Source organism: Acinetobacter variabilis (assembly GCF_000369625.1).
In the GTDB taxonomy this organism is placed as follows: domain Bacteria; phylum Pseudomonadota; class Gammaproteobacteria; order Pseudomonadales; family Moraxellaceae; genus Acinetobacter; species Acinetobacter variabilis.
This window is the reverse complement of record NZ_KB850112.1, coordinates 400,761-425,084: the sequence shown is the minus strand read 5'-3', so window position 1 is coordinate 425,084 and position 24,324 is coordinate 400,761. Positions and strand designations below refer to the sequence as shown.

The window sequence follows — 24,324 nt, the reverse complement described above, 5'->3', positions numbered from 1 at the left end:
GTATGTTGATGATAAAAGGAGAAATTGATGTCCCGCCAAGTGATCCATACTGAAAATGCCCCGGCTGCTATAGGCACCTATTCACAAGCAATTCTAGTCGGGGATACACTTTATTTATCCGGCCAGATTGGTCTGGATCCATATAGTATGGAACTGGTTGAAGGCATCGAAGCTCAGATTCGCCGTGTATTTGATAACCTGAAAGCGGTTTGTGAAGCAGCAGGTGGCTCATTGGCTGATATTGCGAAACTCAATATCTTCTTAACTGACCTCTCTCATTTTCAGCTCGTCAACCAGATTATGGGTGAATACTTTGCTCAACCTTATCCAGCACGTGCTGCCTTAGGTGTTGCAAGTTTACCTAAAGGTGCTTTAGTTGAGATGGATGGCATCGTTGTTATCAATCAATAAGTTATAGTAAATTAAGAGATACCACCTATCAGGTGGTATTTTTTTATCTGAATCATCAATCACTATAAAAAGTATTTTCAAATGATTTTTATTGACAAACGATAACAATTATCAATAATATCTCTTATCTTATTTATTCACTGTGGTTGTATCCTATGTACGTTTGTCTATGCCATGGCATTACAGATCAAGACATTAAAGATGCTATTGCAAATGGCGCCGAAAGTTACCGTGATGTACGTGAAATGCTTGACTTAGGCACGTGTTGTGGCCGTTGTGCTCCGGAAGCCCGTATGATCATCAGTGATGAAATTTCCCAGATTGCTGCTAGGTTGGCTGTTGCTGCCTAAAGCGGATAACGATAATTATAAAATCAATGGTCTCGTATCATTACTCCTCCCCCGCCTCTGACTCTGGCGGGTTTTTATTGCTTTATATTTCACCTGAAGCTTTTTGATTGCGATTTTCATTTGCAGTTCAATAAATTACTCGCCATTGCTCACTCGATTGATTTAAGATAAGTTATTCAAAAACCCATAGCGATAAATGGGTCAACAGGCTATATGGAGTGATACGATGAAAGGCAATCGTGATGTAATTAATCAGCTGAACCAGGTGTTGTATCACCACCTTACAGCGATTAACCAGTATTTTCTGCATTCACGCATGTTTAATGACTGGGGCATTGAAAAACTGGGTTCGGCAGAATATAAAGAATCCATCCGCCAGATGAAGCACGCTGACAAGATTATTGAGCGGATTCTATTTCTGGAAGGTCTGCCAAACCTGCAACACCTAGGCAAACTCTATATCGGTCAGCATACGCAAGAAGTGCTGCAATGTGATGTGCGCAAAGTCAAAGAGAATATTGAAACCATCCAGCAGGCAGTGGCTTTGGCAGAAACTCAAATGGATTATGTGACGCGTGATCTGGTTCAGGAAATTCTGGAAAAAGAAGAAGAATATCTGGACTGGACCACTACTCAGCTTGATCTGATTCAAAGTGTGAGTATTGAAAACTATATTCAAAGTCAGCTTTGATTTCTGAAAGATATAAAAAAGCCATCATGATGATGGCTTTTTTATTAGCTTCAAATTATTTCGGCATATCTTTAAGGACATCTTCATAACTCAGTTCAGTCTTTTGAATCGTATTCAAACGCCAGAGCTGATGATGGGCTTCCTCGACATAACCATTGTAAGCCAACAGACGAATATATTTTAATAAGTTGTATTTGGTTGGATAACTCACCACTAATTTTTCATATTCATGGATTTCGTCTTGACTCATCTTGGTATAGGGATTTACCCGGATCCAGTCAATACGGTGATTAAATTCAGTCAGCAAGAAGATCGGCTTTTGATTGGTAATTTTTTCAGGCTCAAATTCATAACGGATGCTCTGCCCCAATTTTGGCACCGCTGTATCATAATCACGGTAAATCACTGCAATTAAAATAACACCGGTAATGAAGATTACTTTCATCAACCATGATGGCATGACAAGCTGTTTAGCTACATCAGCTCGCTGTGACAATACTGTACCAATAATAAAACCAACTGGTAGCAGGAAATAGGCATAATGCTGTGGGAACTCAAACATGGCATGGGTGACAAAGGCACCGATCATTAATATGCCAATGACTGACTCCGGTGTCTTGACCCAGCGCTGCATTTGATAGCCCAGATAGCCGCAATAAGCCAGGAAAGGCACACCAATCACTGCCCCGTTCCAGATCAGGGAATCAATAATAAAATTATGCGCACTCCGGATCCAGACTGGACCCTGTACCGTATCGGTAATTGAGACAAATGCCACACTGGTCTGATACCAGCCATACCCCCACCATGGTTCTGCCTGAATGGCTGCCAGCATTTGCTGCCAGATCGCAATGCGTGACATATCTCCTGTAGCACGGGAAACAATATCACGGCTTTGCACTACTTGTGCATCCATGAGCTGGGCAGCCAGCTGACTGAGTAGTGGAAAAGTAACAATAGAGGAAACAAAAAAGATGAACCACGCTATGCTGTAATACCATTTCAGGCGAATAACACCTTTATATTGATAGAACCCCAGATACAGCAGGATTGCAATCGCAGCGACCCATGCAGTACGTGACTGGCTTAAAGCCACGCCAATTACAATGATCGCAGCACATGCGAGTAGCCATTTGGTCTGGATTTTTTTCTTTTCATAGAGATATAAACAACTCATCAACGACATGAGCAAGAATGTTGCCATATTATTGGGTTGGGCAAAGTTGCCATAAGGACGCTGATTACCACTAATATTTACCATTCCCGGCAATACAGAATCCAGATTAGACCACTGACACAATGCAATTAGGCCGGTAATCGTTCCTGAAGCCAGAAACACATAACTCAAATTAGTAAAAGTGTTTTTCCGATTATAAGCTCCTGTTGAAAGGTTATAACCCAATACACTTGCAAACCAAAAGCTAAAGACAAAAATAAAGCCCATCATGGCAGTACTCAAGAAAAATACCTGCCCTATCAGAAATTGAATAACAGGAATACAGGCCAGTAACAGCAATGGCAGACTTATTGTTGGAATTTTGAGTTTTTCTTTTAAGCAGATGATAGCCAAGGCAAATAGCGCAAAAAAAGCATAGAGCTCACCTGTATAGGTGACCCATGGGCGGTAATGCACGGGCATGAGCCAAGCAAGGGAGATCAGGATTGCTGCGATGAGGGCGAGCGTGAATTTCATGGAAATATCAGGCGGTGGAGAGTTGGGCACATGATAAACAAAAAAGCAGCTAATTTTGTGATTTTAACTTAAAATCTATTGATTTTTAACTCCTCTCCTTCTGATCAAAGGTATAAGCATTTAACGCATAAAACCTGACATTTTTTGTCACTTAATTACATAAATTTACTTTGTAGATTTTTAAGCTTTTTAATTCATTAAACAATATATTGATTTAATAAGAAATAATTAGTTAATATACTTTGGCACACTTTGTGCAGTCTATAAATTAGCTTACAAAGCTTATAATTAAATTAACAAAACATTTGTGGAGAATGTTATGAATGCTCAAAAAGGTTTTACCCTTATTGAATTAATGATTGTTGTCGCTATTATCGGTATTTTAGCTGCAATTGCTGTACCTGCATATCAAGACTACACAGTTCGTGCAAAAGTATCTGAAGGTTTAAGTTTAGCTGGTGCTGCAAAAACAACTGTAGCTGAAAATGCAGCAAGCGCTGCCCCATTTGCCGCTGGTTATACATCACCAGTCACAAAAAATGTATCTGGTATTAGTATCGATGAGACTACAGGTGTAATTACAATTACATATACTGCAGCTGCTGGTGGTGCTACAAATGCAAATACTATTACTTTAACCCCATCATATAAAGGTGGTACAAATGGTACTACTGTAACTGCATTAGCAGGCACTGCAAATGCTAGTGTAGTACCTACTAATGCAATTGAATGGACGTGTGCAGGAACTATGCCTACTAAATACCGCCCATCAAATTGCCGATAATTACTAAAAAAAACGCATCATACTTGATGCGTTTTTTTAACTCAAAATTTTCTCGCAACAGTGAATTACACTTCTTTAGCAATTTTTAATAATCTTCCTTTAATTGCTTATCATCAGTTTTAATCGCCTTTGTCTTACTTTTAGTTTTTTCAATTTACAGTGTTGGTAAAAGCACATTTTGTCCTGCGTCAATCTCAGCCTGTTTAATTGCCTCGAGTAGTGCAGCGTGACGGTTTCTCTTGAACGAACCGCGCTTACGCCCTGCTTACAGTGCCACTGTAATATGATAGATTTAAATGATTTAAAAATTATTAACCCAGAATAATCGGTTTATTCCCCAATTCATTTTCTAAATCATCTATTTTACGATCATAGTATTGATCCAATACTTCTCCAATCTGTTTAACACCTTCAATTACACCCTCTTTAAACTTCTGTTGAGCCAGATGTTGAATAATATTTTGGCAGATTTCATCCCAGACTTGCTGGGTCGTTGCATTTTTAATTCCACGGTCAATCACAATTTCCACCTTATGCTCGCAGAGGTTCAAATACAGCAGTACCCCACTGTTATATTCGGTATCCCAAACCCCAATCTCAGCAAATAACTGTCGCGCACGGCAGAGCGTATCCTGATAATAAGCAGATCGCGAAGGTAAACAGCCTTCAATGACCACCTGTATTTCTCCCACATGCCCATGCTCTGCTTCTTCAACCGCCAGTGCAATCGCATGTTGATCCTGCTTGGAGAAAAAGCGTTTGGTTGCTGGCATATAAAAAAAATGCTTGAGCCAGCGCTTAAAACTCGGCTGCGCATGTTCTTCCAGCTTAGGCTGCGTGACAATTTCTGTCGTATCTGTAGTTGTTACCATGAGCCTGATGCTCCTCCCCCACCAAAACCACCACCGCCACCACCGAAGCCGCCGCCACCAAAACCACCACGACCACTACCGCCGCCCCGGCCGCCACCTGCTAAAAAGGCATGTAAAATCAGCTGGGCAATAGAGGTTACCAATAAAAAGAAAATACCTGCGCCAATCATTAAACTAGCAACCAAGCCTAAACCATTCACTAAGCCTGCGGCCGTACCTGCTACCGCCGCAGTTGCTGCGCTCAGACGTTTACCAAAGATCATGGAACCAATAACCCCCGCAACAATAATAAAGATGACACTCCCAAAAGTAGCTTGCGATGCTTTTTGAGCTTGATAAGCTTGTTCCTGACGTTCTTTGATTTCATCCGCGGCCTGTGCCGCAATTTCAGGATCTAAATTTAAAATACGTTCAATTTCAGTTAGTCCGGAATCAATACCCTGCGCATACTGACCTTGCTTAAAATACGGCGTGATTTTGTCATGAATAATACGACCCGCTACAATATCCGGCAGTACACCCTCCAGACCATAACCAGTCAAAATTTGAATACGGCGATCATTAATGGCAATGGTCATCAACAAACCATTATCGCGTTTAGCTGAACCCAGCTGCCAGGCTTCAGCAACACGCATGGAATAATCAAAAATATCTTCTTGCCCCGTGGTCGGAATAATGACTATACCTATTTGCCCTTTGCCTTCATTATAGAGTTTTTGAATGCGCTGACTAAGTTGCTGTTTTTCAGCGGGACTAAGTAAATTTACCTGATCAATGACTGGTTCATTCAGGCTAGGCAAGTCGCGCTGAAGCTGCCCTTCAGCCATGTCATTGGCAATTTGTGGCTGTGATGCTGCTGCAGTTTCTGTATTTTGAGCTTGAGTATTTTGATTCGTTTTAGGCTGCAAAATTTCACGTGCAACAATCATTTCTTCTATATCGGTTGCCGTTGCTGTTTCACTCCAGGCAGGATTCATCAGGCTCATAATGAGGCTGAGAAATATCCCTGTACAAAGTTTTACAGCGCTTATATGCATCATTGCAGCCACCTTCTTAGCAGATTACCCAAGATTAAGCTTAGTCAAATGAAACCTTAGGTGCCTGTTGCGCACTCTGCTCTGCACTAAAGTTTGGCTTGGTATCCATTCCAATGACTTTGGCCGTCATCACCTGCGGGAACTGACGTGCATAAGAGTTAAAATCTTGTACAGTGGTAATATAGCGGTTACGTGCCACAGCAATCCTGTTTTCAGTTCCTTCCAGTTGTACCTGCAGATCACGGAACTGCTGGTTGGCTTTCAGGTCCGGATAATTTTCAGTGACAGCCAAAAGACGTGACAAGGCACTGGTCATCTGCGCCTGTGCTTCCTGATAGCGCTGAAACAGTTCAGGATCTTCCAGTACTTCACGATCTACTTTCAGACCGGCAACATTGGCACGTGCTTGGGTCACTTCTGTTAAAACCTGCTCTTCATGCGAGGCATAGCCTTTGACGACATTCACCAGATTCGGCACCAGATCCGCACGACGCTGATACTGGTTCTGGACTTCCGACCAAGCTGCCGTTACTGCTTCATCTTTGACTTGCAAGGTATTATAGCCACAGCCACTCAGGGTCAAGGTACTGGCCAGCATCAAAGCTATGAGAGATTGTTTTAATACACGCATGATATCTCATCCTCAATTCTTTATTGATATTTATATAATTAATTTGATTTTAAACATAATTTTCAACCGTATTGTTAAATTTTATAATTTTTTCTTTCCTTTGCTTAGCGTTCTAGCAGCTCTCCATTTTCTTGAGAAAAAGAAAAACCCGCTGAATGCGGGTCTTTCTAAAAATGATAAGGAGCGGATTAGACGTCAAGATAATCCAGAATACCTTCAGCTGCCTGACGGCCTTCCCAGATTGCAGTCACTACCAAATCCGAACCACGCACCATATCACCACCAGCAAAGATTTTTGGATTTGAAGTCTGGAATTTATATTGCTGCTGCTCAGCGGCAACGACACGACCAGAACCATCCAGATTAATCTCGACATCTGCAAACCAGTCCGCTGGGCTGGTACGGAAACCAAAGGCAAGTAATACAGTATCCGCAGGCAAAATTTCTTCTGAACCTGGAATTGGTTCCGGACTACGGCGACCACGGCTATCTGGCTCACTGAGTTGAGTAGTGACAAATTTCACGCCAGTGACTTTACCATTTTCACCGACAATTTCGATTGGCTGACGGTTGAACTGGAATTCAACACCTTCTTCACGTGCATTTTTTACTTCACGACGTGAACCTGGCATATTTTCTTCATCACGACGGTAAGCGCAGATCACTGACTCAGCACCTTGACGGATCGAAGTACGGTTACAGTCCATTGCTGTATCACCACCACCTAAAACGATGACTTTCTTGCCTTCAACGCTGATGTATTCCGATGGATCTTTCTCCCAGCCTTGGCAACGGTTTACATTGGCAATCAGGAAATCTAACGCATCGTAAACACCATCCAGGTCTTCACCAGCAAAGCCACCTTTCATATAAGTGTATGTTCCCATACCCATAAAGACAGCGTCATAGTCAGCGAGTAACTGGTCGATAGTGACATCGGTACCAATTTCAGTATTCAGACGGAATTCAACCCCCATACCGGTGAAAATTTCACGACGGCGTTTCATCACGTCTTTTTCCATCTTGAATTCTGGAATACCGAAAGTCAGCAGACCACCAATTTCAGGACGTTTATCAAATACAACAGGTTTAACACCATTACGTACCAGAATATCAGCACAGCCTAGACCGGCAGGACCCGCACCAATGATAGCCACTTTTTTATCAGTCCATTTCACATGAGACATATCTGGACGCCAGCCTAAAGCGAAAGCGGTGTCATTGATATATTTTTCAGCGTTACCAATGGTGACTGCACCAAAACCATCATTTAGGGTACAAGCACCTTCACAGAGGCGGTCTTGAGGACAAACACGACCACACACTTCTGGCAAAGTATTGGTCTGGTGACACAGTTCTGCTGCCTGGAAAATACGGCCTTCTGCAAGTAACTTTAACCAGTTTGGAATGTAGTTATGAACCGGACATTTCCATTCACAGTACGGATTACCACAACCTAGACAACGATGTGACTGATTTGCAGCCACTTCTGTTGTGAAAGGTTTATAAATTTCCACAAATTCTGCTTTGCGGACGTCAATCTCTTTTTTCTCTGGATCTTGGCGTGCGACATCCAGGAATTGAAAGTCATTATTTAGGCGCTCTGCCATCTCTCTCTCCGTGGGTAGACCCAAGGCTTTATTCGCATTACCTTAGGTCTGCCTATATCTGCAGTAGTGGAATTATTGTGGATCAGCTTGAGTTGTTTTCAACAAGGTCAATAAGTTAGCTGCTTTTGGTTTTACCAGCCAGAACTTACGACTATAGAAATCAAACTCATGGCGGATCTTGTACGCCCAAGCACTACCTGTTTCTGCAATATGTTCATCTAAAATGCGAAGCAAGAAGGTCTGATGTTCTTCCATCGCTTCAGTTGAGATACGGTTCAGTTCAATCAACTCATGGTTGTAATGATCTACGAAATCATTGTCCAGGTCCAATACATAAGCGAAACCGCCGGTCATACCTGCACCGAAGTTATGGCCTACTTTACCCAGGACAGTCACAATACCGCCAGTCATGTATTCACAGCAGTGATCGCCTGCACCCTCAATCACGGCAAAGGCACCCGAGTTACGAACTGCAAAACGCTCACCTGCAGTACCCGCAGCAAACAATTTACCGCCAGTCGCACCATACAAACAGGTATTACCAATGATGGCAGTATTTTGAGTCTGGAATGGCGAACCTTTTGGCGGGAAGATCGAGATACGACCACCTGCCATACCTTTACCCACGTAGTCGTTTGCATCACCTTCCAGTTTGAGATATAGACCACCGGCATTCCAAACACCGAGTGACTGACCCGCTGTACCAGTCAGATTTACTTTAACTGGATGTGCTTCCATACTCAGGTTGCCATAACGTTTGGCAATTTCACCTGACAGACGTGCACCAATCGAACGGTCACAGTTACCTACTGTGAAGCTGTATTCACCACCTGTACCTGCTTCGATTGCTGGAAGAATTTCTTCTACCATCTTCTCAGCCAGAATACCTTTATCGAATGGTTCATTACCTTGTACTTCACAGTACTGTGCTTTACCTTCTGCTGCTGGATGTGACTCTAGCAGTTTGCTCAGGTCAAGGTGAGCATGTTTGTCAGTTTCACCTGGCAGGATTTCCAGCAAGTCGGTACGACCGATCAGGTCTTTCAGGCTAGATACGCCAAGTGCCGCCAACCATTCACGTGTTTCTTCAGCAATGAAAGTGAAGAAGTTGATCAGCATTTGTGGTTCGCCGATGTAGTGCTCTTGACGCAGATAATCCTGCTGAGTCGCAACACCGGTCGCACAGTTATTCAAATGACAGATACGCAGGTATTTACAACCTAAGGCAATCATTGGTGTTGAACCAAAGCCAAAGCTTTCTGCACCCAAGATCGCGGCTTTTACGACGTCCAGACCAGTTTTTAAACCACCATCAGTTTGAACGCGCACTTTGCCACGTAAGTCATTTACACGAAGTGCTTGATGCGCTTCACTTAAACCTAATTCCCATGGAGAACCTGCATGGTGAATCGAAGACAATGGAGATGCTGCTGTACCACCGTCATAACCAGAAATAGTAATGAAATCGGCATACGCTTTCGCAACACCTGCTGCAATCGTACCTACACCTGGTTCAGACACCAGTTTCACCGATACCATTGCCTTTGGATTGACCTGTTTCAAGTCAAAGATCAACTGCGATAAATCTTCGATCGAATAGATATCATGGTGTGGTGGTGGCGAAATCAGGGTCACACCTGGAACAGAATAACGTAAACGAGCAATCAAGCCATTCACTTTACCACCAGGTAACTGACCACCTTCACCCGGTTTCGCGCCTTGAGCCACTTTAATCTGCAGTACTTCTGCTGATGTTAAGTACGCTGGAGTTACACCAAAACGTCCGGATGCAATCTGTTTGATTTTCGAGTTACGGATGGTGCCATAACGCGCTGGATCTTCACCGCCCTCACCAGAGTTAGAACGACCACCGATGGTGTTCATGGCAATCGCAATCGCTTCATGTGCTTCAGGAGATAGTGCACCCAAAGACATACCCGCAGAGTCAAAGCGAGGCAGGATATCTTCTACAGACTCAACCTGATCCACTGGAATTGAATTGTCAGTTTTCAGCTTGAATAAGTCACGAATGGTTGCAATCGGACGATTGTTTACCAGCTCTGCATATTCTTTAAAGTCAGCATAATTACCAGAACGTACTGCTTTATGCAGTGAGTTAATCACATCCGGGTTAAACGCATGGTATTCCTTGCCGAAGACGAATTTCAGCATACCGCCCTGATCAATTGGCTTACGGTTTTTCCAGGCTAAATCTGCCAGTTGCTTCTGGTCATTTTCAAGGTCAGCAAAAGTTGCACCCTGAATACGACTCGGAACACCTACGAAGCATTTGCCCACAACTTCATTGGATAGGCCAACTGCTTCAAACAGCTGACCGCCACGGTAAGAAGCCACAGTTGAAATACCCATCTTAGAGAGGACTTTCAGCAGGCCTTTTTCAATCCCCTTACGGAAATTGTTTTGGGCATATACTGGATCACCCAGCAACTCACCTTTAGCCACCAGATCATTGATCACGTCATATGCTAAGTATGGATAAATTGCTGTCGCACCAAAGCCAAGCAGAACGGCAAATTGATGTGGATCACGGGCGAAACCAGTTTCGACAATCAGGTTGGCATCAGTACGTAGGCCAGTATTGATTAGATGATGGTGTACTGCACCAGTAACCATCACAGCATTGGCTGGCAAGAAACCTTCACGGATTTTCTTGTCTGAAAGTACCAATAAAGTTTTGCCGTCACGAATCGCTTGCGCTGATTCTTCGCAAATACGAGCAATCGCAGCTTCTAAGCCTTCGGTTTCAGCATAGTTCAGATCAATATCTGCAATCTCATAACCTGTACGGCCTAGCGTACGGATCTGATGCATTTTTGAGTTAGACAGGACCGGACTTGAAATAATCAGACGGTCTGCATGTTCTGGACCCTGTTCGAAAACGTTTTGTTCACGACCTAAGCAGGTTTCTAGCGACATCACAATCGATTCACGTAATGGATCGATTGGCGGGTTGGTTACCTGAGCGAATTGCTGACGGAAATAGTCTGATACATGACGTACCTGACGTGACAGAACCGCCATCGGTGTATCGTCACCCATAGAACCTACAGCTTCCTGACCGCTTTCAGCGATTGGACGCAGCAACTGGTCACGTTCTTCGAAAGTTACCATGAACATTTTCTGTGCCGCTTTCAGGTTGTCACCTTTTAAGCCTCGCTCACATAGATATTCTTCCAGCTCAGGGCTACCTTGTAGACGTACAGCATTTTCACGTAACCATTCACGGTACGGACGCATACGTTTCAGGTGATTATTCACATCCTGAGTATCTAGTACTTTACCGGTATAAGTATCGATCACCAGCATTTGGCCAGGACCTACACGTCCTTTAGAAATGACATCTTCAGGTTCATAACCCCATACACCAATTTCTGAAGCCAGTGTGATGTAGCCATTTTTAGTGATGACCCAACGTGCCGGACGCAAGCCGTTACGATCCAGCATACAGATCGCATGACGACCGTCTTGGATAACTAAACCAGCAGGGCCATCCCATGCTTCCATATGTTTAGAGTTGAACTCATAGAATGCACGTAAGTCAGCATCAAGCGTTTCAACGTTCTGCCAAGCAGGTGGAACCAGCATACGTAGCGCACGGAACAGATCCATACCACCACCAACTAGAATTTCCAGCATGTTATCCAGACTAGATGAATCTGAACCAGTACGGTTTACGATTGGATTCAGCTCAGTCAGACCTGGCAGTAATGGGTTTTCAAATTTAGGCGTACGCGCCATTGCCCAGTTACGGTTAGCCGTAATAGTGTTGATCTCACCATTGTGGGCAAGGTAACGGAATGGCTGAGCCAATGGCCAGCGTGGCAATGTATTGGTAGAGAAACGTTGGTGGAAGACCACGATATGTGATGTCAGACGCTCATCAGCCAGGTCAGTATAGAAGTCAGCAATAGCTGCCGGCATCATCAGACCTTTATAGCTGATTACAGTTGAGCATAAGGTCGTCACATAGAAGTATGGATCACTGGTTAACTGCTGTTCAGCACGACGACGCGCAAGGAACAATTTACGGTTGAATTCAACTTCAGTTACACCGATTGGGCAGTTAACAATCACCTGTTCAAAAGCTGGTAGAGACTGCATTGCAATCTCACCAAGCGCATCATTATTTGTCGGTACAACACGCCATGCGATAACACGACAGCCTTCTTCTTCAATTTCTTTCGCCAGGACTTGTTTTGCATGTGCGGCTAATGCTGGATCCAGATTCAGGAATACTGTACCCACAGCAAAAATCTCACTTAAGGTAATGTCGCTTAAGCGTTTGGCCTCTTCACGGAAGAATTCTTTAGGCATTGCCAGCAATAGACCACAACCATCACCGGTTTTGCCATCAGCAGCAATACCGCCACGGTGGGTCATACAACTTAGACTATGAATTGCGGTCTTGACCAGATCATGACTGGCATCACCCTGCATATGGGCGATTAAACCGAAACCACAGTTATCTTTAAACTCATCCGGTTGGTATAAACCTTGAGCGGGAGCTACATTATTAGGCGATGGCATGTGCATAGCGTACCCTTCTTTTCACTAAGCCCGATAGGCTATTAAACAATCTAAATTCTGCTGTGCGTGACTGTCTGATTTACTCCGCAAGCCAAGCAGCTTTATAGAGCAAAATATCATTGAGTATCTTTTCAACATAATCCTTTTTCAGACGGAATGCATGAAAAATAACATTCATTTTGCTGATGGATAAGATAAAAATAAGCAACAAAGATGACAATTACGCCTATTCATCGAATCATTTTCGCGCCAAAACAGGGAGATTAATTCAATTCATGCACCGATAAAGCAAATTTCATGCCAACTTAAGGAGCAAAAATCAAAACAACACAAATGACAAAGATTTAGCTTACAAAAGGAAAATTATGATTATTTATGGTGCGTATTTTTTGCACCAAAAGCGCACATTTATAATAAAGATAAAGTGTCTGTGCGCTATTTTAGACCGGCCTAGTTAAATGGATCACTAATCTCGTTTTCTTGAGGTCGAGCATTGCCATTTGATGAGCGCGGACTTCCTTCGACATGACTTTGAGATTTCTGTACCTCCACTACATTACCTTCCTGATCACGTCGAACAATCGTGGTACTTGTGGTGCTTTCTTTAGGGGTGGCTACAAGGGCTGAAGGCTGAGCTTTCGGTCTTATCTGTACGGATTCATCAACTTTCGGTAAAGGTACATTTTTCAACTGAATTTCATAAAGTTTTTGATTACTTGCCAGTTCTTCCGAACCCATACTGTTGACCAGGCTCGCATATTGTTGCATGGCCACAACTTTAGGCTGGACAGATTTAGGCAGATTCAGATTGAGCGCTGATAAAGCCTGTTGAGCTTCTGCTGCGGTTTTATACAAACCATATAACAATACATATTGTTCAGGCTGGTTCTCACCTGAAAGCCTTAAATAAACAAAAGGCTTACGATCCTGCTGCTTTTTCAGGAAGGTTTTTAGAATGGCTTCATTACCTACTCGAAATAACTCAATCGCATACTGTTTCTTTACTTCACCAATATATTTGGTTCCACGGAATTCAGGCTCATGGCTAACATTGACAACAATGCGAGTATTGAGATCAAGAGGTTTAACTTCATCAGAAAGTGCACCAAGATGGGTCATTGAGGCCACTTTTTCCGGTTGAATCTGTAATTCAACTTCGGTTTCCGGCTTCTTCTCTACTTCTACAACTTCATCTGTATCGGTAATAGCCCAAAAAACCAAGGCAGCAAATAGACAGCATACGCCACAGACCAGCCAGAAATAATGCTGAATCTTTTGCCAAGGGGTACGTAATGCTGTCATAAAAATTTAAACCTATGCCTGATGAGCTAAAATCGCCTGTTGCATCAACTCGACATCAAAGTTTCGAGTAATGATCGCTTTTCCAAGTTGCTGCAATAATACAAGACGAAGCTGCCCATTTAAAACTTTCTTGTCGTGAGCCATATAAGCCAGGAAATCGTCAAGTGGAATTTTAGGACAAACAATAGGTAATTGCGCACGAGAAATGATTTTTTTTGTACGCTCAAGGTCTTCTAATGAAATCCAGCCCATGCGATGGGATAAATCTGCTGCCATCACCATCCCCGTGGCTACCGCTTCTCCGTGCAGCCATTTACCATAACCCAGATAAGACTCAATCGCATGACCGAATGTATGACCGAGATTAAGTAAAGCACGCTCACCCTGCTCTTTTTCATCATTGGCTACAATACGAGCTTTATGTGCACAAGAACGATAAACCGCTTCGGCCAGCAATTGCTCATCACGGGCAATAAGACCTTCCATATTGGCTTCTAACCAGACCAGAAAATCTTCATCTCCGAGTAAGGCATATTTGATCACTTCAGCCAGACCCGCAGACAGTTCACGATCTGGCAGCGTAGATAGCTGCGACATATCTGCCAGCACCACTTGTGGCTGCTGGAAAGCACCAATCATGTTTTTACCCAGTGGATGATTAATGCCGGTTTTACCTCCTACACTAGAATCCACTTGAGAAAGTAACGTTGTTGGCACCTGAATAAAATAGACACCACGCTGGAAACAGGCAGAGGCAAAGCCGGCCATATCTCCAATAACACCACCACCGAGTGCCAGAACCGTACAGTCGCGGTTAAAGCCTGCCTCAAGCAATGCATCAAAAATTAGGTTTAGATGTTCAATATTTTTGTATTTCTCACCATCCGGCAAAATACAGGTCGCCACAGTTTTACCCAAATTTTTCAATGCAGCCTTATAGCGATCCAGATAGAGTGGTGCCACCGTCTCATTACTGACAACCATCACCTGCTTGCCATGAATATAGGACTCAAGCAATTCCTGAGGATTCAAGTTACTGCCAATAAAAATAGGGTAACGACGTTCACCGAGTTCGACATATAAGGTTTTCATGAGGGGATAACCACTTTTTCAACTGAACTTATTTTTTTGGAAGGATGAGATTCAGAATACGCTGCGCCAAATCTCGTGCAGCTCCCTGATTAGTCTCAATGATGTAATGTGCGACTTCCCGGTATAACGGATCCCGCACTGCAAGCAGATCTCTGAGTTTCTGTTCAGGATTTTCGACTTGTAACAAGGGACGGTTTTTGTCGCGATAGGTTCGCTGAAGCTGAATTTCAACTGGAGTGTAAAGATAAACAACGATGCCTCGCTGCTTTAAATAATCCCGATTAGGAGCCTGAGTAATTGCACCACCACCAGTCGCAAGTACCAGCTGTGGACGTGAGGTTAACTCATCAATTACAACAGTTTCACGATGACGAAAACCCTTTTCACCCTCTTTTTCGAAGATCCAGGGAATCGTAGCCCCTGTTTTCCGCTCAATTTCATGATCGCTGTCCAGAAATTCTCGTCCTAACAGTTCTGCTAAATGTCGTCCTACTGTTGTTTTACCGGCCCCCATCGGCCCTACCAAATAGATATTTGGCAAGGTTTCAAACTCTTTGCTTGGCAAGGAGTCACCTATTCATTTTGTTAAATTCAAAATATATTAATGATTTCTTGAAACACTGTCATTAACAATTCGAGGTGTAACAAAAATCAGCAACTCACGCTTGTTATCTGATTTAACATCTTTGCGGAACAAACGACCTAAATAAGGTAGATCACCCAAGAAAGGAACTTTAGTTTGCGCATTTCGAGTTTCTTGCTCAAAAATACCACCTAACACCACTGTTTCACCATTATCAACCAGTACATTAGTATTGATCTGGTTTTTATTAATGGTTAACTGTCCAGTTGGTGTCGGATTTCCTGGTGAGTCACTGGTTATATTCAACTCCATTTGCACCTTGCCATCTGGCGTAATACTTGGTGTAACGTCCAAACTTAAAGTTGCATCAATAAACTCTGTAGTCGACACTGCATTAGCACCACCGCCTTCTGAAGACTGATAAGGAATTTGGGAACCAGATGCCACAGTCGCTTTTTGTTTGTCAGCAGTGAGCACTTTTGGCGTAGAAATCACTTCACCATAACCGTCTGCCTGTAGCGCAGAAAGTTCAAGATCCAGCATAAAATCTGAAAGGCTGATTAAGCCAAAAGCAATACGGCTTGCTCCTTGACTAGTGACACCTAAATCCACATTCAGGTTATCTGGTCTTTGAATTTCATAACTCCATCCCCCTCTCTCACTATCAAGCTCAGGCTCCCTAAGATCCCAAAGAGTCGTATCACTACCACCAACAAGAAGGTGATTATTATTGGTAATCCCTTGAGATAGGATTCCCCATTTCACACCCATTTCTTTAGTAAAGTCAGTGGTTGCACGAACGATACGCGCCTCAACCATCACCTGTTTCACTTGCACATCAAGTAGATCGACCATATTGCGAATTTTATCAATGAAAGGCTGGGTATCATTCACAATAATCGTATTGGTACGAGCATCAATAGAGATAGAGCCACGTGAACTTAATAAACTTTCTTTATCGTCGTTATTAGTACTATTACTTGAATTACCTGATCCTGATGCGCTCTTATTTTGAGTAATCAGCTTTTCAATATCTGCTGCCTTTGCATAACTGAGTTGCATATATTCAGTTTGAATTGGCGCAAGTGCAACGCTTTGTTTTAAAGCCTTAGCTTCCTCTTCTTCAGCCTTAATTAGTTCTGCCACCGGTGCAATCCAGATCACATTACCATTACGGCGTTTATCCAGATTTTTAGTTTTTAACACAATATCTAAAGCCTGATCCCAAGGAACTTCCTTGAGGCGTAAGGTAATATTACCCTGTACGCTATCTGCAGCAACCATATTGATATCGGTAAAATCGGCTAATAACTGTAGAACTCGACGGACTTCAATATCCTGAAAATCTAGAGAAATCTTCTTACCTGTATAAGCGACTGATTTAGGACGTAAAGGCCCTTTAACTTCTGGACGCTTCAAACTGATAGTCAGCTTATTATCTGTCTGGAAAGCCATATATTCATAGCTTTCCGCAGACTGAATGGTAATCACGCCTGATCCATTCTGGTTGACTGCATCTACGGTTGAAACGGGCGTGGCAAAATCATTCACATTCAAACGTCGGGTCAAATGTGCCGGAATCTTGGAGCCCAGAGTCCGTACAATCACTTTGGTTCCCTGCTGCTGTACATCGACTGGTGTGTTCTGACCTGCCAGATCAATTACCACCAACCCTTCACCTTGCGCCCCCCGCTGGAAACCAATATTGGTAACCCCCTGAGCGACCTGTTGTTGTACAGGCTGAGTAATAGCGACTGGAGTAACAGAATTAATTTTTAAAATAAAGGTATTGCCTTCTACACGCGTAGTAAATGCACCTGCATTAGCGAGATTCACCGTCAGTCGAGAACGCTGTGCATCTGAGCTAACATCCAATGAACTGGCTTCAGCAGTCGCAACTGGAATACTAGACTGTTTTAGATTTTGTTGTGCCTCATTAAAATCCAGAATCAGGCGTGATGGAGATTCCAGCTGATAGGCTTGAGGCTGAGGTGGTAGACCGTTAAACATCACTCGGATTTCAGTTCCCTGTCCAGGAATCTGCATGGGTACCACATTGGTCATTGAAACCTGCGCACTAGCCGCTTGCATCACAGCAATCGCGACAGCCCCCATAGAAAACTGACGAAACACATGATTCATTGTATTATCATCCCCAAAAATAAATTCTTTAATACTCTTATTCATTTTTATTCCTTAAAACTTATGGCGCTGGCCCAATCAAAACCAGACTTCGTGGACGTTCCACATATCCCTCACGGCCATCTGGAATAATCTCAATCAAGTCAATCTGTGTCGGCGTAATTCTCGTTACACGACCGTGATTAAGTCCCATATAGCTGCCACGTTGTATCCGTTCAATTTCCCCATCAGGCGTTTGAATCAAAGCCAGAATCTGCCCCACCTGATTCCGCATACTGCCTTTCATGCTTAAGGTTTCGAGTGGATAGCTTTCTAAAGGCTGTAATTGGCGTGACAAGTTCGGATAAACTCGCTTACCTGCCATAATTTTCAATTCGGCTGCTAAAGAGCTTGGCAGGAAAGGACTTTTCAGCTGATGAGCTGCATAATTAAACATTTCTGTCGGAATAAAATCCGGCGCCGGTTCAATCGGTAATGGCGGTTGATTACGAATATTGGCCATTTCCTGATTGACTGCATCAATTCTTGATTCACAACCCACCAATAAAAATCCGAGCGTTAAAACTGAAGTAATTTTAATGATATTCATTACTGAGCTCCCTGCGTATCAGTTGTAGCCGGAGTAGATGAAGCATCTGCATTACCTACATAACGATAGGTTTTCGCTTTTACCACATAATCAATGACAGGAATTTCAGATTTCTTTTCTTTATTTTCAGTCCCTGTAATGGTGAAGTCATGCAGTGTAACGATGCGCGAAAGTCCTGCAATACTACTCACAAAAGAACCAAAGGCATGATAATCCCCAGTGGCTTCAATCGCGATCGGCTGCTCAATAAAGAATTCCTGCTTGATTTCAGGTTCAAGACGAATATTCTTGAATTTCAGTCCAGAGTTCACCCCACTCAGGTTAATATCTTCAACCAGGCCAGGAATTTCAGTTTCTTTCGGCAATTGTTCCAATTGCTGATTAAAACGTGCTTCCATCTCCTGCAACTGAATCTGATACTGCTGTAAATTACGCAGCTTGGATTCCTTTTCCCGGAATTCATTTAACAGGTTTTGTTCTTGAGCACTGGCTTGTGAAATTGCTTCTATCTTGCCGCGAATAAACCCGAAATACCCCAGCATAAAAACCAGAATAACAATAAAGATCCAGCAGGTAATCTTGACTGATAATGGCCAGCTGCCATAATTATTTGGATCTAGTGTATTGAATTGTTGAAAGAATTTCTCAACTGTCATTTTTTTTCTAGGAACAGCCACTACGTCTTGGCTTAATTCATCGAATTCGTCATTACTCATGATGATGCCTCCGCTGTAGTTGTGGCTGGTGTTTGTCCTTCTTTAAGTGTTGGCTCAGCGATTTGATCCAGATCAACCGTGACCGTAAAGCTGCCATAAGATTCTTCCACTCGAGGAATCACTGATGATGGCGCTTTATCTTTTGGTTCTTCAGCAACCAGGAAAGCATTCATAAATGCATTACGATACCAGGTAGAAGCCTCCAGATTACGTAGCAATTCAGCCACTGTATTCGGACTTTCTGCCTTACCTTCAATAGTGAATTTATCACCGGTACGCTGAAATTTGGTAATGTACATATTGCTTGGTGTGACCCGTACAATTTCATCAATCAGGTGGACTGCGATCGGCCGTTGAGTCTGTAAACCCTGAATCAGCTTCATACGTTCAACAATTGCATTACGCTGGTCTTGTAAGCCATCCAATGCTTTCAGCTGTACATCCAGATTCTGGTTAGTACTGACCACTAGCTGGTTGGCCTGTTCCTGATCCTGAAGTTTTTGATCATAGTAGAACCAGGTTGAACCTGCTGCTGCCAATCCTAGAAAAAGTGCCCCTGCGCAAATCGCTACAAATTCATTATTTCTTTTAATTCTTAGCTCATCGCGCCAAGGGAGTAAGTTAATCTTTGCCATTAATCAAAACTCCTCAATGCCAAACCACATGCAACCATGAGTGAGGACGCGTCATTTTCAATTTTTTTAATATCAATTTGAGGAGAAAAGCCCATTTGCAGGAATGGATTGGCAATCGTGACCCGGTAGCCGAGTTTTTGCTGTAATAGTTTTGCCAGACCTGGAATATTGGCATTTCCCCCTGCCAATAAAATATGGTCAATCTCGTTAAACTGAGATGAAGAGAAGAAGAACTGTAATGAACGGGCTGCTTGTTGGACTACAGCATCCAAGAAAGGTTCCAGCACTTCGATGTCATAGTCATCCGGTAAGGCACGGGTTTTTTTAGCACGACCTGCTTCCTCAAAAGACAATCCATAACGGTTCTGGATTTCCTGAGTCAGCTGTTTGCCACCAAAAACCTGCTCACGGGTATAAATGATCTTGTTATTCTGCATGACGGATAAGGTCGTCATACTATGACCAATATCCAGGATCCCGACAGTATTTACCCCCATCGGTAAGGTATCCGAAAACACCTTGAATGCATTTTCTAATGCAAAACTTTCGACATCTGCAATTTTTGGATTAAGATTGGCAATTTGCAGTACTTCAGAACGCGCTTCAACATTTTCTATTCGGGTCGCTACCAACAGGACATTGACCCGGTTCGGATTGGTTAAACGGTCTGGCAGAACTTCGAAGTCCAGGCTGGCTTCATCAAGTGGGAAAGGAATATATTGTTCAGCATCTTCACGAATCTGAACTTCACGTTCATCATCCGACATATCGGCATCCATTTCGATGATTTTGGTGATGACCATAGAAGTTGGAATCGCAAAGGCTGACTGACTGGACTGGGTATTGGCCAAATTAATCGCACGCCCCAACGCATCACCCACCGCTTCTGGATTTAAAATGTTTTTTTCAACGACACTACTTTCTGGTAGTGGGACCAAAGCATAACTTTCTACCCAGTACCGACCGTTCTTTACAGAGAGCTCTAAAACTTTAACAGAAGTCGAACTAATATCGACTCCTATTAACCCCTTATTTGGCTTACGATATAACCTGCGCACAATACAATTCCTATTATTTTTTTATCCCCAATAAAAACAAACTCATCAATCTGTGCCGGCCTATAATTTTATACAGATACAATAACTCATCTAACAATATGTATATCTAAAGGATATACTGACCGGTAATTAGTTTGCCATTAGCTCTTATTAAAACTTACTTGTTATGAAAAAGCTATCTTGTTCAGGCCTTGTTCATCCATTTTTTTTGATCATTATCATTATTTTGATCTCAATTCCGATGGGTTTCTATGGCATGTATCTCTATATTGCCCCATCTTTGCCTGAAATGTCTACGCTTAAAAAGGCACCTTTATTAAAGCCTTTACAAGTTTTTAGCTCAGATAATAAGCTCATTGCAGAGTATGGTGGCAAGCTTTCTGTTCCTGTGAATTATGAACAGATTCCGAAAGAATTTATTCACGCCTTCCTCGCTGCAGAAGATTCTAGTTTCTTCGAACACAGCGGGATCAGCTTTAAAGGTTTAGGACGTGCAGTCAGTGAAACCATTACTGGCTCTGATGTACAGACTGGTGGTTCGACCATTACCATGCAGGTCGCCAAAAACTACTATTTAAGTCCCGAACGTACTTTAAAGCGTAAGCTAACTGAAATTTTTCTGGCACGTAAAATAGAACAGAATTTAAGTAAAGAAGAAATTCTGACTTTATATGTCAATAAAATTTTCTTGGGAAAAAATGCTTACGGCATCGCGGCAGCAGCCAAAATCTATTACAACAAAAGTTTAGATGAGCTTTCGATTGCGCAAATGGCAATGATCGCCGGTCTTCCTAAGGCACCTTCTCGCTACAATCCAGTGGCCAATCCTAAACGTGCACTGGAACGCCGTAACTGGATTTTAGGTCGTATGCTGCAATTGGGTTATCTGAATCAAAGCCAATATCAGGAAGCCATTGCTGAACCGATTAAACTGGATATGCCTGACCGCAGTACGCGTAACAAATTTCCCTATGTCGGTGAAATGGTTCGCTCTGAACTGGTAGAAAATTTTGGTGAACAGGCCATAGATTCAGGTTATAAAGTTTACACGACGATCCACAGTGAACGTCAGGCTTATGCTGAACAGGCGGTACAGGATGGTTTAGAAGCTTATGATCGTCGTCATGGCTGGCGAGGTGCTGAGGCTCATGATCAGCCCCTGCAAAATTTCCGTGTCTATGCCAACACTTACCCTGCTGAAGTGACTAAGGTCAACAATAATAGCTTTGAAGCATTGATGCAGGATGGTACAACCGTAACTGTGCCTTGGTCAGGCATGTCCTGGGCTCGTCCTTATCGTAGTGCAAACAGTGTAGGTGCTGCACCAAGCAGAGCATCACAGATTGTTAAAGTTAAAGATATTGTTCGTTTAAGACCTAATGAGAATAAAAGTTCCTGGGCACTGGTACAAACACCTCAGGTACAGGGCCAATTAATTGCATTAAACCCGAATAATGGTGCGATTGAAGCCATTGTCGGTGGTTATAATTTTTATCAATCCAAATTTAACCGTGCGACTCAAGGCTGGCGTCAGCCGGGTTCAACTATTAAACCCTTCGTTTACGCTCTGGCTTTAGAACGTGGTATGACTCCGTATACCATGGTGAATGATGCACCTATTACCATTGGTAAATGGAGTCCGCGTAATTCGGATGGTCGTTATTTAGGGATGATTCCTTTACGTCGTGCTTTATATCTGTCACGTAACACGGTTTCAGTTCGCCTATTACAAACCGTCGGTATTGAGCGTACACGTCAGTTATTTATGGATTTTGGCTTGCAGAATAATCAGATTCCACGTAACTACACCATTGCTCTAGGTACACCTCAGGTTTTACCAATCCAGATGGCCACTGGTTATGCTACGTTCGCCAATGGCGGTTATCGGATTCAGCCACATTTTATTACGCGTATCGAAGATGCCTATGGCAAGACTATTTTTGAGGCTAAGCCTGAATATGCCTGCATCTCGTGTATTAATGCTCAGGAAGAAAGCCCTCAACCAACAGGCGCGCTCACTCCTGATGATGAAGCCATTGAAATCAATAACAAGACCCTAGCGCAAAAACCAGAGACACCAAAAATCTCGGCTGAAGACAGTAATTACCGTCAGGCAGAACGTATTTTAAAATCTAGTTCTGCTTATGATATGGCCAATATCCTGCGTGATGTGATTCAGCATGGTACAGGACGTGCTGCTTTAAGAATTGGTCGTAGCGATATTGGGGGTAAAACCGGTACCACCAATGATGCTAAAGATGCCTGGTTTGCAGGTTTTAATGGCAAGCTAGTCACCGTTGCCTGGGTCGGTTTCGACCAGCCAAAAACTTTAGGTCGCCGTGAATACGGTGGCGTGGCAGCCTTACCAATCTGGACCGACTTTATGGGGAATGCCTTAAAAGGTACACCAGAAGCTTGGGTTCGCCTGGATCGTAATGCTAAAGCACCAATTAACCGTAATAAAGTAGTGCAAGGTGAGCAGGAACAATATGATCCGTCTTCTCCACCTTTAGCGACGCCTCTGTATCGCCCTGCCCCGGTTGTAGCACCTAAACGACAAAGCAATGATTTTGAAGATTTGCCTGATCAGGAAATCCGCATACCGGATGATGAAAGAGTGGCGCCAAGAGACCAGCCACCACAGCCAAATCGGGTGGTGGATCCTTTGGAAAACTTGATTGAAGAAATTGAATAATCTGAACTAATAAAAAATCCCTCATTATTGAGGGATTTTTTATTTCTAGATTTTAAATTTATTTCTTCTGAAATACATAAATCTGGAATTGGGCCATTAAATCAAATTGATCCTGCTGCTCAAGTGCCAAACGGCGTTCAGGTTTAGCTTTATAAGCATAGGGAGTCATAGCAATCAGGTTTTTTAAATCTGCTTGAGCCAAAGTCATTGGTGCATCAATCACCTGTTCACTTACCAGATTAAATGCATCCTGCAACTGCTCAACAAATTTATGTGGCTCGTGTGCTTTTACTTCCTCAAATAAGGCTTCACGCATCGCATATAAATGTTGTGGTGCAGGGGTTACCACCATCAAATAAGATTTTGCCTTTAATACCCGTAAGATTTCTTGTTTTGGAATTGGGCTAAATAAGCTGGTACACAGATCAATAGATTGATCCAGCACTGGCAAGGTCGCCCCTGTCCCTACCACCCAGGTAATTTCTTTATTCAGTTTAGCTGCAACCTGAACTGCATTTTTGGCAATATCTACACCGACACATTGCATTACTTCAGCCTGCATGGCATTAGTGTAATAACCTTCGCCACAACCAATATCGAGCAGGTTTTCAATCCGCAGCTCACGGATTTTCTTGACCACAGCCTGTTGCAGAGGTGCATAGTGACCTGCACTCAGAAATGCACGACGTGCCTGCACAGATTCAGGCGTATCACCCGGATTTTTACTATGTTTATGCTGCACTACATGCAGATTCACATAACCCTGCTTGGCCACATCATAGCTATGCTGATTGTCACAGCGCCATGTACGTTCATTTAAGCGTAACTGCTCACGACAAACAGGACACATCAGTAGGTTCATTTTTTAATTTCTCCAAAACAAAA

The 24,324-nt window shown here is 43.0% G+C and carries 20 protein-coding genes; 5 read left to right on the top strand and 15 right to left on the bottom strand.

All coding sequences use genetic code 11. The annotated features are described in order from the left end of the window. Positions 1-27 precede the first annotated feature (27 nt). From F897_RS04535 to bfr, 3 genes are all read left to right on the top strand, one after another. Positions 28-411 carry a RidA family protein gene (locus F897_RS04535; protein ID WP_005233608.1) on the top strand — a complete coding sequence of 128 codons (384 nt, stop codon included), beginning with the start codon at positions 28-30 and terminating at the stop codon, positions 409-411. A 155-nt stretch (positions 412-566) separates the two neighbouring features. After that, on the top strand, positions 567-761 hold the full coding sequence (locus F897_RS04530) for a bacterioferritin-associated ferredoxin (RefSeq protein WP_005233606.1): 195 nt from the start codon (positions 567-569) through the stop codon (positions 759-761). Between the two features lie 226 nt (positions 762-987). Then, positions 988-1,452, top strand: a complete 465-nt coding sequence (gene bfr, locus F897_RS04525) for a heteropolymeric bacterioferritin subunit Bfr (protein WP_005233605.1) — start codon at positions 988-990, stop codon at positions 1,450-1,452. Positions 1,453-1,507: 55 nt separating this feature from the next. Here bfr and F897_RS04520 read toward each other — a convergent pair whose 3' ends face one another. Further along, positions 1,508-3,145 (bottom strand): PglL family O-oligosaccharyltransferase, encoded by a 1,638-nt coding sequence (locus F897_RS04520; RefSeq protein WP_005233604.1) that lies wholly within the window; start codon positions 3,143-3,145, stop codon positions 1,508-1,510. Positions 3,146-3,464: 319 nt separating this feature from the next. Here F897_RS04520 and F897_RS04515 point away from each other — a divergent pair, with 319 nt between their 5' ends. Then, positions 3,465-3,929 carry a pilin gene (locus F897_RS04515; protein WP_005233603.1) on the top strand — a complete coding sequence of 155 codons (465 nt, stop codon included), beginning with the start codon at positions 3,465-3,467 and terminating at the stop codon, positions 3,927-3,929. A gap of 311 nt (positions 3,930-4,240) precedes the next feature. Here the strand turns inward: F897_RS04515 and F897_RS04510 are convergent, their stop codons facing one another. The 13 genes from F897_RS04510 to F897_RS04450 form a co-directional block, all read right to left on the bottom strand. Further along, on the bottom strand, positions 4,241-4,801 hold the full coding sequence (locus tag F897_RS04510) for a TPM domain-containing protein (protein ID WP_005233602.1): 561 nt from the start codon (positions 4,799-4,801) through the stop codon (positions 4,241-4,243). Further along, a complete protein-coding gene (locus tag F897_RS04505; RefSeq protein ID WP_005233601.1) occupies positions 4,795-5,841 on the bottom strand; it encodes a TPM domain-containing protein in 1,047 nt (348 codons plus the stop codon). Before F897_RS04505 ends, F897_RS04510 begins: the two co-directional genes overlap by 7 nt. A gap of 37 nt (positions 5,842-5,878) precedes the next feature. Then, positions 5,879-6,469 (bottom strand): LemA family protein, encoded by a 591-nt coding sequence (locus F897_RS04500; RefSeq protein ID WP_005233599.1) that lies wholly within the window; start codon positions 6,467-6,469, stop codon positions 5,879-5,881. 188 nt (positions 6,470-6,657) lie between these two features. Further along, positions 6,658-8,079 (bottom strand): FAD-dependent oxidoreductase, encoded by a 1,422-nt coding sequence (locus F897_RS04495; protein WP_005233597.1) that lies wholly within the window; start codon positions 8,077-8,079, stop codon positions 6,658-6,660. A 72-nt stretch (positions 8,080-8,151) separates the two neighbouring features. Further along, positions 8,152-12,627 (bottom strand): glutamate synthase large subunit, encoded by a 4,476-nt coding sequence (gltB, locus tag F897_RS04490; RefSeq protein ID WP_164071336.1) that lies wholly within the window; start codon positions 12,625-12,627, stop codon positions 8,152-8,154. 450 nt (positions 12,628-13,077) lie between these two features. Next, on the bottom strand, positions 13,078-13,929 hold the full coding sequence (locus F897_RS04485; RefSeq protein ID WP_005233595.1) for a hypothetical protein: 852 nt from the start codon (positions 13,927-13,929) through the stop codon (positions 13,078-13,080). Between the two features lie 12 nt (positions 13,930-13,941). Further along, a complete protein-coding gene (aroB, locus tag F897_RS04480; protein ID WP_005233594.1) occupies positions 13,942-15,021 on the bottom strand; it encodes a 3-dehydroquinate synthase in 1,080 nt (359 codons plus the stop codon). A gap of 28 nt (positions 15,022-15,049) precedes the next feature. Beyond that, the gene (gene aroK / locus F897_RS04475; protein ID WP_005233593.1) at positions 15,050-15,586 is read right to left on the bottom strand and encodes a shikimate kinase AroK; all 537 of its coding nucleotides are present in this window, start codon (positions 15,584-15,586) and stop codon (positions 15,050-15,052) included. 36 nt (positions 15,587-15,622) lie between these two features. Continuing rightward, positions 15,623-17,791, bottom strand: a complete 2,169-nt coding sequence (locus F897_RS04470) for a type IV pilus secretin PilQ (RefSeq protein ID WP_005233591.1) — start codon at positions 17,789-17,791, stop codon at positions 15,623-15,625. 16 nt (positions 17,792-17,807) lie between these two features. Further along, a complete protein-coding gene (locus tag F897_RS04465) occupies positions 17,808-18,335 on the bottom strand; it encodes a pilus assembly protein PilP (RefSeq protein ID WP_005233589.1) in 528 nt (175 codons plus the stop codon). Beyond that, on the bottom strand, positions 18,335-19,051 hold the full coding sequence (locus F897_RS04460; protein WP_005233587.1) for a type IV pilus inner membrane component PilO: 717 nt from the start codon (positions 19,049-19,051) through the stop codon (positions 18,335-18,337). The genes F897_RS04465 and F897_RS04460 overlap by 1 nt, the downstream gene beginning before the upstream one ends. After that, positions 19,048-19,686 (bottom strand): PilN domain-containing protein, encoded by a 639-nt coding sequence (locus tag F897_RS04455; protein ID WP_005233586.1) that lies wholly within the window; start codon positions 19,684-19,686, stop codon positions 19,048-19,050. Before F897_RS04455 ends, F897_RS04460 begins: the two co-directional genes overlap by 4 nt. Next, complete coding sequence (locus tag F897_RS04450) at positions 19,686-20,744, bottom strand: pilus assembly protein PilM (RefSeq protein ID WP_004787132.1); 1,059 nt, start codon at positions 20,742-20,744, stop codon at positions 19,686-19,688. The genes F897_RS04455 and F897_RS04450 overlap by 1 nt, the downstream gene beginning before the upstream one ends. A 166-nt stretch (positions 20,745-20,910) precedes the next feature. Between F897_RS04450 and ponA the strand changes: the two genes are divergently transcribed. Beyond that, complete coding sequence (ponA, locus tag F897_RS04445; RefSeq protein ID WP_005233584.1) at positions 20,911-23,439, top strand: penicillin-binding protein PBP1a; 2,529 nt, start codon at positions 20,911-20,913, stop codon at positions 23,437-23,439. Between the two features lie 58 nt (positions 23,440-23,497). On the opposite strand, the gene F897_RS04440 is transcribed toward ponA, so the two are convergent. Further along, the gene (locus F897_RS04440; protein WP_005233583.1) at positions 23,498-24,301 is read right to left on the bottom strand and encodes a putative RNA methyltransferase; all 804 of its coding nucleotides are present in this window, start codon (positions 24,299-24,301) and stop codon (positions 23,498-23,500) included. Positions 24,302-24,324: the final 23 nt, after the last annotated feature.